The 16680-nt window shown below is 66.4% G+C and carries 14 protein-coding genes; 3 read left to right on the top strand and 11 right to left on the bottom strand.

What is annotated here, in order from left to right; translation table 11 throughout:
• Positions 1 to 5: 5 nt before the first annotated feature.
• The 11 genes from H162_RS0120000 to H162_RS0119950 all read right to left on the bottom strand — a co-directional run bounded on the left by H162_RS0120000 (position 6) and on the right by H162_RS0119950 (position 13364).
• Positions 6 to 1037 carry a thiamine pyrophosphate-dependent dehydrogenase E1 component subunit alpha gene (locus H162_RS0120000; protein ID WP_020655272.1) on the bottom strand — a complete coding sequence of 344 codons (1032 nt, stop codon included), beginning with the start codon at positions 1035 to 1037 and terminating at the stop codon, positions 6 to 8.
• A gap of 202 nt (positions 1038 to 1239) precedes the next feature.
• Positions 1240 to 2490, bottom strand: coding sequence for an aromatic ring-hydroxylating oxygenase subunit alpha (locus H162_RS0119995; RefSeq protein ID WP_020655271.1), 1251 nt, complete (start codon positions 2488 to 2490; stop codon positions 1240 to 1242).
• Between the two features lie 36 nt (positions 2491 to 2526).
• Positions 2527 to 3321, bottom strand: a complete 795-nt coding sequence (locus H162_RS0119990; RefSeq protein WP_020655270.1) for a sugar phosphate isomerase/epimerase family protein — start codon at positions 3319 to 3321, stop codon at positions 2527 to 2529.
• Complete coding sequence (locus H162_RS0119985) at positions 3321 to 3884, bottom strand: VOC family protein (protein ID WP_020655269.1); 564 nt, start codon at positions 3882 to 3884, stop codon at positions 3321 to 3323. Before H162_RS0119985 ends, H162_RS0119990 begins: the two co-directional genes overlap by 1 nt.
• Positions 3885 to 3895: 11 nt before the next feature.
• Positions 3896 to 4234 (bottom strand): hypothetical protein, encoded by a 339-nt coding sequence (locus H162_RS0119980; RefSeq protein ID WP_020655268.1) that lies wholly within the window; start codon positions 4232 to 4234, stop codon positions 3896 to 3898.
• Between the two features lie 13 nt (positions 4235 to 4247).
• A complete protein-coding gene (locus H162_RS31365) occupies positions 4248 to 6731 on the bottom strand; it encodes an efflux RND transporter permease subunit (protein WP_211223727.1) in 2484 nt (827 codons plus the stop codon).
• A gap of 11 nt (positions 6732 to 6742) precedes the next feature.
• Positions 6743 to 7804 (bottom strand): WD40/YVTN/BNR-like repeat-containing protein, encoded by a 1062-nt coding sequence (locus H162_RS0119970; protein ID WP_156885709.1) that lies wholly within the window; start codon positions 7802 to 7804, stop codon positions 6743 to 6745.
• 68 nt (positions 7805 to 7872) lie between these two features.
• Positions 7873 to 9228: a DUF1329 domain-containing protein gene (locus H162_RS31360; protein ID WP_020655265.1), complete on the bottom strand. Its 1356-nt coding sequence runs from the start codon at positions 9226 to 9228 to the stop codon at positions 7873 to 7875.
• Positions 9229 to 9255: 27 nt separating this feature from the next.
• The gene (locus tag H162_RS0119960; protein WP_020655264.1) at positions 9256 to 10878 is read right to left on the bottom strand and encodes a DUF1302 domain-containing protein; all 1623 of its coding nucleotides are present in this window, start codon (positions 10876 to 10878) and stop codon (positions 9256 to 9258) included.
• Between the two features lie 79 nt (positions 10879 to 10957).
• Positions 10958 to 11965, bottom strand: coding sequence for an NAD(P)H-quinone oxidoreductase (locus tag H162_RS0119955; RefSeq protein ID WP_020655263.1), 1008 nt, complete (start codon positions 11963 to 11965; stop codon positions 10958 to 10960).
• Between the two features lie 19 nt (positions 11966 to 11984).
• Complete coding sequence (locus H162_RS0119950) at positions 11985 to 13364, bottom strand: aromatic ring-hydroxylating oxygenase subunit alpha (RefSeq protein ID WP_020655262.1); 1380 nt, start codon at positions 13362 to 13364, stop codon at positions 11985 to 11987.
• Between the two features lie 356 nt (positions 13365 to 13720).
• Here H162_RS0119950 and H162_RS34185 point away from each other — a divergent pair, with 356 nt between their 5' ends.
• The 3 genes from H162_RS34185 (at position 13721) to H162_RS31355 (ending at position 16665) form a co-directional block, all read left to right on the top strand.
• On the top strand, positions 13721 to 14482 hold the full coding sequence (locus tag H162_RS34185) for an SDR family NAD(P)-dependent oxidoreductase (protein ID WP_020655261.1): 762 nt from the start codon (positions 13721 to 13723) through the stop codon (positions 14480 to 14482).
• A 12-nt stretch (positions 14483 to 14494) separates the two neighbouring features.
• Positions 14495 to 15229 carry a ThuA domain-containing protein gene (locus H162_RS34180; protein WP_020655260.1) on the top strand — a complete coding sequence of 245 codons (735 nt, stop codon included), beginning with the start codon at positions 14495 to 14497 and terminating at the stop codon, positions 15227 to 15229.
• Positions 15230 to 15291: 62 nt separating this feature from the next.
• The gene (locus tag H162_RS31355) at positions 15292 to 16665 is read left to right on the top strand and encodes an MFS transporter (RefSeq protein ID WP_020655259.1); all 1374 of its coding nucleotides are present in this window, start codon (positions 15292 to 15294) and stop codon (positions 16663 to 16665) included.
• The last annotated feature ends 15 nt before the right edge of the window (positions 16666 to 16680 follow it).

Below are 16680 nucleotides of genomic sequence, written 5' to 3'. Positions count from 1 at the left end.
CCCAATCAGTAGTTGTCATAGATATTGGTCAGCAGGTCTTCCGGCGCCGGCCGCTGGCCGTTGCGCGCTTCCTGCACCGCGCGCTCGATCAGCGCGCCGACTTCGCGGTCGATCTGGTCCAGGCTGGCCTCGTCCAGCTCGCCGCTCTCGGCCATGCGCTTGCGAAAAGCAAGCAGGCAATCCTTCTCGGTGCGGTAGTGCTGCACCTCGTCCTTGGCGCGGTAGTTCTGCGGGTCGCCCTCGAAGTGGCCGAAATAGCGGATCGTGGTGCAATAGATGGCGGCCGGCCCGGCGCCGCTGCGCGCCAGCGCCAGCGCCTTGCCCATCGCCTCGTACACGGAGAAGAAATCGAAGCCGTCGGCCTCGAACACCGGGATGCCGAAGCCTTCGATGCGCTGGACGATGTCGTCGCAGCCGATGCCGTAGGACGCGCCGGTATGCTCGCTGTAGCCGTTGTTCTCGAACACGAAGACTTTCGGGACCTTGAGCACGACGGCCATGTTCATGGCCTCGAACACCGTACCCTGGTTGGAGGCGCCGTCGCCGGTGAAGGACACCGCGACCTTGCCCTCGCCGCGCAGCTTGCAGGCGATCGCCGCGCCGACCGCGATCGGCTGGCCGGCGCCGACGATGCCGTTCGCGCCCAGCATGCCCTTCTTGACGTCGGCAATGTGCATCGAACCGCCCTTGCCGCCGTTCAGTCCATCGCGGCGGCCATGGATTTCCTTCATCATGCCGACCACCTCGCAGCCCTTGGCGATGCAATGGCCGTGGCCCCGGTGGGTGCTGATGATGTAGTCGGCATCGTCGAGATGTTCGCAGGCGCCGACCGCGACGGCTTCCTGGCCGCAGTACAGGTGGGTGAAGCCGGGAATGGCGCCGGCCGCGTTCTCGACGTGCACCCGCTCCTCGAATTCGCGGATGGTCTTCATCTGGCGGTAGGCCTGGAGCAGCTGGGCGCGCGACAGGGCGGCGCCGGGCGCGGCGGCCAGCGCCGTCGCCTTCTTCCTGGTAGTCAGTTTTTGGTCTGCAGTCATCTCACACTCTCATGTTCAGGGGCCGGTTTCGCACGTCTCTTATAAAAAACAGTTCGACCTGCATGTTTTACACCAGAAAAGCGAAAAAAGCAAAGAAAAACTGGTCGAAACCGGGGGAGGAAAAACGGGACCAGGGGCGGTCCCGCGGGAAAGATGGCGCAGCGCACCCTATCCGGGCGGCCGCCGGAAAACGCCTGCCGGCTTACTTCTGCGCGCCGTGCGCCTCGTCCAGCAGGGCCTGGATGTGGCGGTGGATGTTCTGCAACGCCAGTTCATTGGCGCCCAGCACCGGCTTGAAGCTGTCGGGCGCCCATTCCATGTTGCGCTGGCCGTCCTGCGAGACCGAGTAGTCCTCGGTGCTGACCACCTTGTGGATGAAGTCGTGCATCTCGGTCCAGGGTTCGGTTTCGGGGTGATCCATCATGTGACCCGGCTTGTAGGTCGTCAGCAGGCTGGTGGCCCGGCCGACGTGCTCGCCCGGGAACACCTTCGAGACGCCGTAGAACTGGCGCCCGTCCTTGATGCTGTTGGTATTGATCACCACGTTCGGGAAGATGTAGAACAGGCCGCCATAGGTAGTGTCGGGCCATTCTTCCTCGGGTTTGTCGCTGTACTCGAGGAATTCGGCGCGCGGCATGGCCAGGCGGTGGTGCGGGCCGTAATTGTCGTAGCTCATGATGTTCGACAGCGCCAGCGCACCGATCGAGGACGGGTGCAAGGTAGCGAAATGATACCCCTCGCCGTAGGTATCGAGCGCATACTTCCAGTTGGCATCGACATCGATGCGGGTGGTCTTCATCGGACGCGCATTTTCCAGTTCGAGCGAGGCGAGCTCGCGCGCGAAGCCTTCGCCCAGGTGGGCAATGATATCGATCGGCTCGCCATTCGGCACCGCGCGCACGAAGATCAGGCCGTGCCACTCGGCCACCGGGACCGGAATCAGGTTGCGCTGCGTGCGGTCGAGGTCGGCGAAGCCTTCCGACCCCGGTATCCCGACCAGCTTGCCGTCCAGGTCATAGGTCCAGCCGTGGAACTTGCAGCTCATGCGGATCTTGCGCTTGCACTCCGTGACCAGCTTGGCAGCCCGGTGCATGCACATGTTGAGGAAGGCGTTGACCTGGCCAGCCTTGTTGCGCACCAGCAGGATAGGCGGACCGACCTCGTCGAACAGGAAGGTATCGCCCGGCCCCGGCAGGTCGCCGCTGAAGGCGGCCAGTACCGGCCGCTGGCGGAACAGCACCTCACGCTCTTCCGCGTGGCGCACCGGATCGGTGTACACGCTCCGGTCGAGCTGCATGCTGCCTTCGGCCAGGTCGGTCGTGCGGTTCTTGATGTGCTCGATCGTACGCTTGCGCAGCCTGTTGCGCGATACCTGGCGCAGCACCGCCCATTCGGACGGGGAATCGGCGCCCTGGGCGTCGCAGGCTGCGACCGGGTTGTCATGTTCACTCATCGCTTGTCTCCTTCGTTATGCTTATGGATATCGATCTTAAACGCTGGCGCGCATCCAGTCCTGCGTTTGTCGCAGGACCGCGCGGGCGCGTTCGCTGAAATCGGGATAGCGCCGGCGCAGCGCCTGCGACCGGACTTCGAGGCTGAGCGGCGTATGCGCCGGCAATGCGGCCAGCAATTGCGCCAGCGGCAGCTCCCCTTCCCCGCTGCACAGGCGCCGGTCGACCGCTTCCGCGCGGATCGCCGCGCGGTCGCCGGCGGACGGTCCCTTCGCGGGCGCGTCGCACAACTGGGCATAGCTGAACCATTCGGGCGGCAGCGCGGCCAGGTCCGCCGGCCTGCCGCCGGAACGCTGCAGGTGCAGCGCATCGACCAGCAAAGCCTGGTTCGGCTGGGCCGCGTCACGCAGGATCGCGGCCGCGGCATGCAGGTCCGGCACATCGGTAAAGGCGCCGAATTCCAGCGCCACCCGCAGCGGCAGCGGCCGCGCGTGCTCGCACAGCCGCACGAACCTGTCCAGCGTGGACGCCCGGTTCGGATCGGAGCTGACCACAAGCACATGCGCCGCCCCCAGTTCGGCGGCGATGTCGATCGTGGCCAGGAGCGCGGGATCGAAGGGCCCCGGACGCAGCCAGACCACTTCGGCATCCAGCACCCGTAGCCCGGTGGCCCGCAGCGCGCCCTGCACCTGGCGCGTGACCGAGACATCCCAGCGCGCCGGTTCGATCCACAGTCCGACCGCCTCGAAGCCGGCGTCAAAGGCGGCATACACCGCCTGCACCGGACTCGCCTCGGGAATCACGCCGGACGCCAGCGACAGCAGGGTAGCCATCAGCTGCGCTTGCGCACCGGGTTGCTGCCGTCCCAGTCGCGCGCCGCTTCGCGCACGCTGGCGAAGAAGGCGCGACCGGCCGCGTCGCCCTTCCACAGCTCGACCATCGTGCCCGGGCCGCCGTTGGTGTCGACATAGATCACTTCGGCGCTGCCGCCGCGGAACTGGGCCTCCTGCAGCACGGTCGCCCCGGCCGCCGCGCACACTTCACGCGCATGCTGCATGTCCTCGACCGCGATGCAGACGTGGTGCAGGCCTTCCAGGCCCTGCTCGCGCCAGGTCGAATAGATCGACGGGGTGTCGTTATGCTGCTTGATCAGCTCGATCTGGATGTCGCCCCAGTAGCCGACAGCGGCAGTGAAGTCGATGTCGGCCGGTTCGTCGCGGTACTTGCAGTTCTCGGCCCTGATGTGCTCCATCAGGTAGAACGGGCCGGCGCCCATGGTGCCGGTCCAGAACCGCAGGGCGGCGTCGAAGTCGGCCGGCACGAAGGCCAGCTGCATCACCTGGCCGAGGCTGGCGATCGTGTCCGGCAGGCTGGCTGCCGCGTTCGGATTGCTCATCGTGTTCCCCCTCAAGGATAAACGTTCTGCAACATACCGCCCTTCTTCTCCATGAAGGTGACGGTTTCTTCGGCGACTGCCGATTTCAGCACCTCCATCGCCGCCAGGTAGCGCGGATCGCTGCGGTAGGCATCGCCGCTCATGACGCGCTCGACATGGGCCATGTTCTCCATCTCCCAGATGTCGATCACCACGGCCGGCTTGATCGGGCCGTAGCGTTCGACGAAGCAGCCATGCAGCTTCCAGCCCTGCTCTTCCAGCAGCGGCACCAGCTTGTTCAGCAGCACATCCAGCAGGGACTGCAGCTGGTAGGCGTCCACCTTCAGCGTGGCCTTCATGAAAATCGACATCCTGTCTCCCTTCTTATCGTTGGTTGTGGCTGGCGGCGGCGACCTGCACCGGTCGCCCTGCCTTGCGTGGCGCCTGCGCCGGGCTGCGGACCGGCTGGTCGGCCTCGGTGCGCAGCAGGAAGTGCGACAGCGCCGGAATCAGGACCAGGGCTCCCACCATATTCCACAAGAACATGAAAGTAAGCAAGATACCCATGTCAGCCTGGAACTTGATCGGCGACCAGGCCCAGGTCACCACGCCCGCCGCCAGGGTCACGCCCACCAGCGCCACCACCTTGCCGGTGAATTCCATCGCGTGGCGGTAGGCCTGGCCGAGCGGCATGCCGGCGCGCTGCATCTGCAACTGCACGCTCAGCAGGTAGAGCGCATAGTCGACCCCGATGCCCACGCCCAGGGCGATCACCGGCAGGGTCGAGACCTTGATGCCGATGCCCAGCAGCGCCATCAGCGCTTCGCACAGGATCGAGGTGATCACCAGCGGAATCACGGCCACCAGCACCGCGCGCCAGCTGCGGAAGGTCACGTAGCACAGCACGATCACGGCGGCATACACGTACAGCAGCATCAGGCGGTTGGCCTTCTCGACCACGATGTTGGTGACGGCCTCGATCCCGGCCGGCCCGGCGGCGAGCAGGAATTTCAGGTCCTGGCTGTCATGCTCGGCGGCGAACTTCTCGACCGCCTGCACCACGCCCTTCAGGGTTTCGGCCTTGTGGTCGGCCAGGTAGGCGAACACGGGAATCGTCGAGCACGCGGGGTCGACCAGTTCCGGATTGTCGGTCATGGTCCACTGGGACGCGGCCCCGAGCAGGGTCGGGTTGCGCACGGTGCTCAGCCACTTCGGATTGCCCTCCTGCAGCCCGGCCACCAGGTTCAGCACGTTGTCGGACATCGCGTTCGCGCTCTGCACGCCCGGCACCTGGCGCAGGGTCCAGGTCAGGTTCTCGGTTTCGCGCAGCACCCGGTAGTCCGAGCACATCTCGTCCTTGGTCTTGACGATCACCACGAACTGGTCGTTCGACAGGCGGTAATGGCTGCGGATGAAGTTGGCGTCCTGGTTGTAGCGCGAATCGGCGCGCAGTTCCGGCGCGCCCGGATCGAGGTCGCCGATCTTGACGCCGAGGCTGATCACGAAGCCGACCACGGTCAGGACCGTCGCCACCGCGATCGCGCCCAGTGCCCAGCCCCGTTGCGTGAAGTGCTCGAGCTTGAGCCACAAGGCTCCCGCGCCGCGCCCGTCATGCGCCGCCTTGTCCTTGGCCAGGCTGCGCGCCACCGCCGACGGGCTCACGCCCACATGGGACAGCAGCACCGGCAACAGCAGCAGGTTGGTGAAGATCAGCAGGGCCACGCCGATGCTGGCGGTCAGGGCCAGGTCCTTGATGACCGGGATGTCGATCACCATCAGCACGCCGAAGCCGACGGTGTCGGCCAGCAGCGCGGTGAAGCCGGCCAGGAACAGGCGGCGGAAGGTATAGCGCGCCGCCACGTACTTGTGGGTGCCGCGGCCGATATCCTGCATGATGCCGTTCATCTTCTGCACCGCGTGGCTGACGCCGATCGCGAACACCAGGAAAGGCACCAGCATCGAGTACGGATCGATGTAGTAGCCCATCAGGCGGATGATGCCCAGCAGCCAGGCCACCGCCACGCAGGAACAGGCCAGCACCAGGACGGTGCTGCGCACGCAGCGCGTGTAGACGTAGATCACCAGCGCCGCCACCGCCGCCGCGATGCCGAAGTAGGTGATCACCTGGTGCATGCCGTCGATCAGGTCGCCCACCAGCTTGGCGAAGCCGATCACGTGGACCTTCACCTTGCCCGGCTGTTCGAACTTGCCGCGGATGTTTTCCTCGACATAGCGCGAGAATTCGCCGTACGACAGCGCCTTGCCGCTGGCCGCATCCTGTTCCAGCAGCGGCACGACGAACATCAGGGACTTGTAGTCGGTGCCCACCAGGCCGCCGACCAGGCCGGCCGAGCGGATGTTGCGCTTGAATTCCTCGATCGACTTGGCCGAACCGTCGATCACTTCCGGCATCACCGGACCGCCGCGGAAGCCTTCCTCGGTGACCTCGGTCCAGCGCACCGAGGACATCCACACCGATTTCATCCAGGCGCGGTCGACGCCCGGCGTCAGGAACAGCGCCTCGTTGATTTCCTTGGTCTTTTCCAGGAAGGCGGGGTCGAAGATGGTGCCGTTCGGGTTCTCCACCACCACCCGCACCACGTTGCCCAGGCCGCCCAGGCGGGCGCGGTTCTCGAAATAATTCTGCACGTACGGGTGGCCCTGCGGGATCACCTTGTCGAAACTGGCGTTGACCTCGAGGTGGCGGATCTGCAGGCCCAGGAACACGGTCACCAGCAGGCACAGCGCGATGAAGAGGCGCCGGTTGTTGAAGACCAGGCGTTCGAGCAGGTTGCCGGAACGCTTGTCGAAGTCGGCGGGATCGCGCACGACCGGCATGGCCGCCTGTTGTTTGTTATCGGATAACATACTTGCGCACCTTAAGGTTGACTGGTGATGGATTCGGCGCGCACGCCGCTCGCGCCGACCACGACGACCGAGCGGGGGCCGGCGGCCGCCACGTTGAAGTAGGCCATCGGGCGCTGCACCCGGACTTCGGCCAGCTTGCCGTCGGCGCGCCCGGCCAGCAGCTTGCCGCCCTGGGTCGACAGCACGAAGCCGCCACCCGGCAGCGCCGTCGCGCCGGTGATGGCGTCGGTCACGCCGGTGTCGCGCCTGGCCCAGCTGCGGCCGCCGTCGCGCGACTGGAACACGTTGCCGCGCAAGCCGTAGGCCAGCAGCGAATCGCTGCTGCCGAGCAGGCCGAAGTAGGTGCCGCGATACGGCGACTCGACCGCCTCGAACTGCCGGCCCTCGGCGTTCCAGCGCAGCAGCAGGCCCTGTTCTCCGGCCGCGAACAGCTGGCCGCCCGACTGCGCCAGCGCATACAGGTGCAGGCCCTTCGGGTTGTCGATGCGGCCCATCAGCGGCTCCCAGCTCTTGCCGCCATCGCGGGTGTGGAAGGCCAGGTTGAAGGCGCCGACCACGAAGCCTTCCTGCTGGTTGAGGAACAGGACATCGAGGAAGGGCTTGCCGGGGCCCTCTTCCACATAGCGGTCGATGTCGGCCAGCAGGGCCGCCGCTTTCGCATCGCCCTGCTGCGCGCGCTGGGTGTAATGGGTCTTCATGACCTCGAGCGCGCGGCGGCCGTCGAACTGCCGGGTCCAGCTGGCGCCGCCGTCGGCGCTGTGCAGGACCACGCCGTCATGACCGACCGCCCAGCCGTGCGTGGGCGTGGCGAAGCGCACCGCCACCAGGTCGGTGCTGACCGGCGCCGGCGACTGCTTCCAGGTCCTCCCCTGGTCCTGCGACACCAGGATGTGGCCGCGCGGACCGACCGCCACCAGGCTGGCGCCCGCCGCGGTCACCGCCGTCATGCGGCTGCTGGCGGCCAGGCCCGGATTGACCTGGGCCGGCGTATCGAGCGGATCCTTGAATCCGGTGGCGGTGGCGGACGCGGCAACGCAGGCCAGCACGCCGGTCAGGCTGAGTTTATTGAACATGTTCATTCCAAGGCGACTCCGGTAACGGTCGCGCCGCAGCCTGGGCCGCGGCGCGCCGGTTGCGCTGCTTACTTGAAGATGGTCTTGTCGAGGTAGTCCGGCGACAGCTGGGCCGGCGACAGGCGCGGGACCACGTGGTAGCCGCCGGTGACCGAGTTGAACATGTACACGCCGGAGATCAGGTCGATCACGTAGTTATCGGTGATCGAAGGCGCCGGCACTTCGTAGGCCGGAGCACCCATCTGCTGGTTGATGCGGTACAGGTTGCCGGCCTTGTCGTAGCTCTCGGCGATGCCGTCGCTGTACGAGTCTTCGTCGATGAAGAAGTCGCGCTTGCCGTACACATGGCGCTTGCCATCCTTGAGGGTGGCTTCCACGTGCCACACGCGGTGCAGTTCCCAGCGCTGGCATTCCGGGTTCTGGAACCGGGTGGTCTTGGCGCGCTGGGCCGCGTCGCAGCCGCCGGGGGTCATCGGATACATCGCGCGGAAGTTGTTGTACGGAATGTACTTCTCCACGCGACCGATCAGCTTCCACTGGAAGCGGTCTTTCTTGCCCGAGAACAGCTGGTCTTCGTCGTAGACTTGGGCGCCGCCGGTGGCGCTGATCGGGGTGTCGGCCGCCGAGTCGGGCGACAGGCGGACGCGGCGGGTGGCTGGCTGGTAGGCATAGTTGCGGCGCTCGCTGTCGGACAGCATGTCGTGCCACAGCGTGTTCATGCCCGCAAGCCGGGTCGGGCCGGTGTATTCCATCCGGAACGACAGCGACATCTCGGGCTTGTCCTTGCTCTTGTCGTAGAAACCGTAGTCCTTGTAGTTGTGGCCGCGTGCGGTCACGACCATCTCGCCGCTCGGCTTGACGTAGTTGACCGTCATGTTCTTCGACATGATGGTCGGGCGGTAGCGCAAATCGTGGTTCCACATGACTTCCAGCCCGTTGGCCGGAATCGGGAACGGGATGCCGAAGCCGCAGCCCTTCGAGGTGTCGAGTCCGAGGTCGTCGTTGATGGTCGCGCAGCGGGTCGCGTTCTTCTTCGAATTGTCCAGCACCTCCTGCGGATAGGCGGCGGTGCGGCGGCTCTGGTAGACGTTGATGTAGAAGTCCGGGTACTTCTTCATCATGGCCATGGTGCCGGGCGTCAGGCGCGCCTTGTACTGCTCCATGTTCTTGTGGTCGATGCGCAGCAGGACCTTGTCCTCAGGGAAGGGATCGGGACGCGCGCCCGGATTCTTCGGATCGTAGCCGGCCGGCGGCTTGGTCAGCCCGCCGGTGTATTCCGGAATCGTGCCGTCGGCATTGGCGGCCTTGATGGCGCCCCAGGGCGTCAGGGTGGCGCCGAGCTGGGCGGCCTGCTCGGCGGTCGGGGCGGCCTGGGCGGTGCCGGCCAGGAACGGTACTGCAATCAGGATGTGGCGGAATTTCATGTCTGTCTCCTAGTGATCGTTGGGCGCTTAGAACGAGCCCTTGTAGCCGAAGGTGATCCAGCCGCGGTCTTGCAGCTGGGAGCCGTTACTCGCTGAAATCAATCCCGTTACCGGGTCAGTGCGCCTGGTTGCCAGGTAATCGTTGTAGGCGATGGTGAAATCGTGCTGCTGGTTATAGGTCAGGGTGGCGCCGATGGTGTAGCTGCCGGCCTTGTAGTTGCCGCCGCCGAGCACCGCGCTGTTGCCCTTCAGGCCGACCGTCACCGCGGCCGTGGCGCCGACGTCCCAGCCGACCCGCACTGCGGTCCAGGTCGGCGAGAAGCGGATCGTTCCCTGGGCCGAGCTGGTGGTGGCGCAGCCGGTGCGCTTGTCGCGTTCCGGCAGGCCCGGGCGCACGCAGCCGTTGAAGTACTGCTGGCCCGAGGTCACCTTGTCGAGCGAGCTGAAGGCCAGCTCGGCGGTCAGCGAGGCGCTGTCGAACATGCCGGTCTGGCCGAACAGGGTGACCGCGTTTACCAGGCCGTGCCAGGTATTGCCGCGCGCGCCTTCACGGGCGCCGTCACTGATGGTGCTGGCCAGCGCCGTCTTTTCGCGGTAGACCAGCTCGGCGCCCACGCTGACGCCTTCGATGTTCTTCGCCAGCGACAGGCCGTACAACTTGGTGTTTTCCGGATAAATCGCCGCATACGTGCGGTTCGCCACGTTCAGGCTGACGGTCGGCGAGCGCTCGTCGAACACGCGGTAGTAGGCGCCCACCGTGGCGCCGATGGCCTCGACGTTGTAGCGCGCCGCCACGCCCCAGTCGCCGCGCTTCTTCGGCTCGACCAGGCGCTGGTTGAGCAGGTCCACGCCCGGCGCCAGGGAAAACTTGTCCGGTCCGCGCAGCAGGAAATCGGTGCCGGCCAGGTAGGTGCCGCCCTCGGCCAGGCGGGTCGGCTTCCACTCGTAGTAGTACTGGGCGGCCAGCGACAGGCGGTCGGTCAACTGCAGCGAGGCGTAGATCTGGCCGACCGGCAGCGACACTTCCTTGGCGTCGGCGCCCGGACTGGCGACCGCCTTCAGGCCGTCCACCGGCGCCTGGGCGTAGGACACGCTGTGGGTGGACAGCACCACCGCCTCGCCCCACAGGTTGGTCTGGCGGCCGGCCTTGACGGTCAGCGGCATGCCGCCCAGGTCGAAGTTGCCGAACACATAGGCGTCGAGGATCTCGCCCGACGGGCCTTCGTGGAAGCGCTTGGTGTGGTTGGAGTAGCGGTTGCCGAAATAGCTGCCGCGATTCTCCAGGCCGGGCGCGGTATGCACGGTCTTGTTGAAGGCGCCGTCGTACCAGGCCGAGCCGCTCACGCGGAAGCCGTACTTGGCGGCCCAGGCCACGTCCAGCTCGCTCAGCAGGTCGACCCGGCCGTTGACCAGGTCGCCGCGGTCGTAGGCCATGTCGCCCTCGTCGGTGCTGGGACTGCTGGCGATTGCCGGGTCGCGCGACTCGGCGCGCACGCCGAGGTTGACGCGCACCGTGTTACCCCAGCGGACCTGCAGGTCCGGATTGCCGGTCTCGATTTCGATTGCCTGGACACTGCCGGCCGTACCGTACAAGGCCACCAGGGAAGCCGCGAGCGCGGTGAGCTGCCTGTTTCTGGAACTGGAACGCATTGCCATCTCCTATGTAGTAATTTTTTTATGCTTCTATCCTGCCGCCGCGGCCCGGCCTATCCCTGGCCGCGTCCTGCCTCTACTTGCTCCAATCGATCACCAGCTTGCCGATGTGGCGATTGCTTTCCATGGTGCGGTGCGCCTCGGCCGCCTCCCCGGGGGCGAAGCTGGCGTAGATCTCCGGCGCCAGCGCCCCGCTTTCCAGCAGCGGCCAGACCTTTTCCTTCAGCTGTTTCGCGATCGCCGCCTTGAACGGGATCGAACGGGCGCGCAGGGTCGAGCCGCTGATCGTCAGGCGCCGCATCAGGACCTTGAGCAGGTCGACGTTGGCGCTGCTGCCGCCGAGGATGGCCACCAGGGCCAGGCGGCCGTCGGGCGCCAGGCAGTCGATGTCGCGCGGGATGTAGTTGCCGGCCACGATGTCGAGCACCACGTCGACGCCACGTCCATCGGTCAGTTCCCGCACCACGGCCACGAAGTCCTCGCTGCGGTAGTTGATGCAGCGCTCGGCGCCCAGGCGCTCGGCGGCGCGGCACTTGTCGTCGCTGCCGGCGGTGGCGAACACGCGGTGGCCGAAAGCCCGTCCCAGCGTAATGGCGGTGACGCCGATGCCGCTGGTGCCGCCGTGGACCAGCAGCGACTCCGGCGCGCCCGTTTCGGTGCGGCCAAGGCGGGCGCGGTCGAAGATATTGCTCCACACGGTGAAGTAAGTCTCCGGCAGCGCCGCCGCCTGCACCGCGCTCAGGCCGGCCGGCAGCGGCAGGCACTGGGCCAGCGGCGCCACGCAATACTCGGCGTAGCCGCCGCCGGCCACCAGGGCGCAGACGGCGTCGCCGATGCCCAGGCCGAAGGGATTGGCGCCGCCGAGGTCGCCACCGACGATCTCGCCGGCGATTTCCAGGCCCGGCAGGTCCGAAATGCCGGGCGGCGGCGGATAGTTGCCTTCGCGCTGGGACACGTCCGGACGGTTGACGCCGGAGGCGGCCACCCGCACCAGCACTTCGCCCGGACCGGGCGTCGGAATGGCGCGCCGCTGGAGTTGCAGCACTTCGGGGGCGCCGTAGGCGGTGATGGCGATGCCGCGCATGTCGGCAGCCTTGTGCAGGTCAGGTTTCAAGATATTTATCCAGGGTTTGGTGGAAATGGCGAATCCGCGATTCTTGATAGTTACCGAGTTGCAATTTCTTGGTCTTCGACGCCTTCATGCCGGCCTGAACGTGCGGGAGATTGCCCATGTCCTGGTCGATGACGCTGCCCAGCACACCGAGCGCCGAAGCCCAGTTCTCGTCGGCGTCGAGCATCCGCATCGGGACCATGCCGGGGCCGGGCTCCCCGTCGCGCACGAAGCTCAGGATGCGCACTTCCATCAGGGTGTGGTCCTGGTCCGGCCACGGGCGCCAGCGGTACAGCACCGTCGGCGAGAACCCGCCCCAGGGGGAAAAGTTGGGAAACACGTTATAGGTGAGCGCGTCCTGCACTTCGGCGTCGCTGGCGTGGTCGAAGTCGCGGCCGGCCAGTTCGCCGAAGCGCTTGCGGTTGAAGTCGCCCATGACCTCGCGCGCACTGCGTCCCTCGGGCACGGTGATCGTGGTGTTTTGCGGCACCACCCGCCCGTTGTACTTCAGGAAGGCGTCCATGACTGCCTGCTGGTCCAGGTCCACGCCTTCCAGGTGCGGCGACGGGATGCCGAACGGGGTGATGGCCAGGTTGACGTTGTCGCCGTACAGGTTGTACTTGCTGTTGCTGTCGCCGGTGAACGCCATGATCTGCGGATGGGTCGCGATCACATGGAAGGCTTCCATGAAGGCTTCCGCTACCGCCTTCCAGTTGGCGGCGACCACCTTGCCGGCCCAGGCCGTGGTCACGCGTTGCTCCGGCTGCCAGCGCTCGAAGTGTTCCGGCAGCGGCGCCAGGAATTCCTGCAGCGTGGGGCCGCCGGCGTCTTCCTTGATGAAGATGAAGCCGCCCCAGAGCGCCACCTGGGCTTCGGGCAGTTCCATCTTCTCGCCTTCCAGGTGCGGGAAGTCCCAGCGGCAGGGAATGTTCTTCAGCGTGCCGTCGGTATTCCAGGTGAACGCGTGGTACGGGCACTTGAATTCGCTGACGTTGCCGCTGGTGGTGCGCAGCTTGCGGCCACGGTGCAGGCAGACGTTATGGAAGGCGCGCACCGAGCCGTCGGGCTGGCGCGCCAGCAGGAAGGAACGGCCGGCGTTCTCGTACACCACCACGTCGCCGGGCTGCGGCATTTCCTCTTCGCGGGCGGCGAACTGCCAGACACGCGGCCACATGCGCTCGACTTCCTGCTGGAAGAACTCCGGGCTGGTGTAGCGGTCGGTCGACAGCGGCGCCGAGCCGAGATGGCGCGAGGCGTCGCGCCGGAGGAACACCGGCACGGTGCGGCTGTCGGCGTCGGCCAGCTCGTCCCAGGTACGGCCGGGACAGCGCGCCGACTGGTCCCCGCTGCATGGTCGATCATTTTCCGCCATCGATATCTCCTCCTGTTGTGAAGCTGCTGCGGGTTCGTTGGTGTTCGGTAGAGACTCTACCCACCAATGAAACAAAAAACAAGCGTTCCGAACTGTTTTTTTCTTAGTTTGTTGGAGCCGGTGACCGGCTGGCCGCTTTGGTGTGCACCGCAACATCCAGCGCCGGAGATGGGTCTTCATGGGAGACATTGCTGGATCGAGTGGTGCATTGCAGCACCAGGAAACGGTGCGGATGTGCTGCACGCGAGCCTTGGGAAAATACAATCTTTCGGCAAATTAGAATCCAGCTAGACTGTTTTTAATTTTAGCTATAGACTGATTTGCACTCCCCCCAACCACACAGGAAGAAAGCCGATATGGATCTCCAACTCAAGGGCAAACGTGCCATCCTCGCGGGCGCCACCAAAGGCATCGGACGCGCCGTCGCACAGGCGCTGGCGGACGAAGGCTGCGCCATCCAGCTGTGCGCGCGCGACCAGGCCGGCGTCGACGGCGCCGTCGAACAACTGCGCCAGGGCGGCGCCACGGTGGGCGGCGCCAGCGTCGACCTGGGCGATGCGAGCGCCTACCGCGCATGGGTGGCGCAGGCCGCCGAGAACATGGGCGGCTGCGACATCTTCATCTGCTTCGGGTCCGGCGGCGGCGGCCCTGCCTCCGAAGAGCGCTTCCAGGCGGCCTTCGAGCTGGACCTGCTGGCGACCTACCGCGGCATCGAGGCCGCCCTGCCCGCCCTGGAACGCTCCGAACACGCCTCGGTCATCGTCATTTCGACCACCGTGGCGATCGAGCCGGCCTTCGGCCCGCAGCCCTACGCCGCACTGAAGGCGGCGGTAACCAACTACGCCGGCGCGCTCGCGCACAGCCTGGCCGCCAAGCGCATCCGGGTCAACACCGTGTCGCCGGGCCCGATCTTCATCGAGGGCGGCGCCTGGGACAAGATCAAGGCCGGCCGTCCCGAGCTCTACGACAAGACCGTGGCCCAGGTGCCGCTCGGCCGCCTCGGCCAGGCCGAAGAAGTCGCGCATGCGGTCGCCTTCCTGGCTTCGCCGCTGAGCGCCTTCACCACCGGCACCAACCTGGTGATCGACGGCGGCATGACCCGCCGCGTCCAGCACTGAGCGGGGCCCGGCATGCGCCTGAACTGCGTCCTGATCGCCGGCGGAAAATGGCATGACATCGACCATGCGCGTCTCGAGCTGCTCAAGCTGCTGGCGGAAGACGAACGGGTGCGGGTCCGCGTGTTCGAGGATTACGCGGACCTGGACGCCATCCGCGCAGCCGACCTGCTGGTGACTTACACCTGCGATGTCACGCCCACCGAGTCGCAGCAGCAGGCGCTGCGCGCCTACGTGGCCGGCGGTGGGCGCTGGTTCGCGCTGCACGGCACCAATTCGATCCTGCGCTTCCTCGAGAACGGTAGGATCGATACGCCGAACGACGCCCCGCTGTTCATGGACACGCTGGGTTCGATCTTCCAGGCCCACCCGCCCATCGGTCCATACACCGTGACCCCGACCGGGGTCGCGCATCCGGTGGTGGACGGCATCCCGGCCTTCGACGTCACGGACGAGTTGTATCTGTCCGACGTCGTCGCGCCGATCGAGGTGTTGCTGGACACCGAATTCGAAGGCGAGGCCGGCAGGTTCATTTACAATCGGTGGGAAAAGCGACGTCATCCGGTGCTGTACCAGCGCCGCATCGACAGGGGCGCGGTGCTGTACCTTACCCTCGGCCACTGCCGCGGCCATTACGACCTCCAGCCGATGGTCGACTTCTACCCGCAGGTCGAACGCTGCGCGTGGGAGCACCCGCTGTATTACGAGCTGCTGCGACGCGGCCTGGCCTGGGCCAAGGCGCGCGACTGACGGCTGCGAACCGCATTCACGACACAAGGGCCAGCATAGGCCTCGCACAACAAGGAGACGACATGCACGACACCAACAAGGGGGCGGCGCCGATCAGCCGCCGCGAGCAATTCAAGGCTTTGGGGATCGCTTCCCTGGGCGGCATGCTCGAATACTTCGAATTCATCATCTTCGTTTTCCTGGCGCCGCAGATCGTGCGCCACTTCTCCTCTCCCGACATGCCGGAGTGGGTGCGCCTGATGCAGACCTTCGGCATCTTCGCCGCCGGCTTCCTGGTGCGCCCGGTGGGCGGCATCCTGATGGCCCAGCTGGGCGACCTGGTCGGGCGCAAGCGCATCTTCACCCTGACCCTGGCGCTGATGGCCTTCCCGACGCTCGCCATCGGCCTGCTGCCGGGCTACGAGCAGATCGGCGTCTGGGCGCCGATCCTGCTGCTGCTGGCGCGCCTGGCCCAGGGCATCGCCCTCGGTGGCGAACTGCCGGGTGCGATCAGCTTCGTCTCCGAGCAGGTCAGCGGCAGGTGGGTCGCGTTCGCGCTCGGGATCCTGGCCTCGACCGTCTGCCTCGGCTCGCTGGCCGGCTCGATGATCGTCAGCGGCCTGGCCGGCGCCCTCGGCGCCGAGGCCATGATGGACTACGGCTGGCGCATTCCCTTCCTGCTGGGCGGCGTGTTCGGCCTGCTGTCGGTCTACCTGCGCCGCTTCACCCACGAGACCCCGGTGTTCGAGGCGATGAAGGCGCGCCTGATGCTGTCCGAGCGCCCGCCGTTCCGCGTGCTGGTGGCCGAGCACCGCTTCAACCTGTTCAGCGGCATGGTGCTGGCCGCGACCACCACCGTCGTCGCCGCCGCCACCCAGCAGTTCCCGATCACCCTGTTCGTCACCATGAAGCACCTGCCGATGCCCGAAGTGTCGGGACTGCAGACCCTGATGATCGCCTTCACCATGGTGGGCAACATCGTGAGCGGCCTGCTGGTTTCCTGCCGCCTGGTCTCGCTGCGCACCGCCTACATCGCCTGCCAGCTGGCGATCATCTTCGCCATCTTCTGGGCCTACCGCCAGACCAGCACCGCCGCACTGGTGCTGCCCTTCATCTGCCTCGGCATCTGCGGCGGCGGCGCCATGGGCCTGTCCCTGACCCTGCTGGCGCGCTCCTTCCCGGCCCAGTTGCGCTACACCGGCCTGGCGACCTGCTACAACATCCCGATCGCCATCTTCGGCGGCACCGCGCTGATCGTCCTGACCTACCTGTCGCGCTTCTCGTACGACTACGCGGCCCTGTATCCGGCCGTGTTCTGCGTGCTGGCCATCGCCGCCGCCCTGCTGCTGTGGCCACGGCGCTTCGCGATCAGCCCGTTCGACCAGAACGACCCGGACGCCAATCCCGCCACCGCCCAGGTTGCGGCCGGCGCCGTGCATGCCAATGCCAACACTTGAACCGGCAGGACCTAC

The sequence above is a fragment of the Massilia niastensis DSM 21313 genome, assembly GCF_000382345.1.
Lineage (GTDB): Bacteria > Pseudomonadota > Gammaproteobacteria > Burkholderiales > Burkholderiaceae_D > Telluria > Telluria niastensis.
This window is presented reverse-complemented; position numbering and strand designations above follow the sequence as displayed.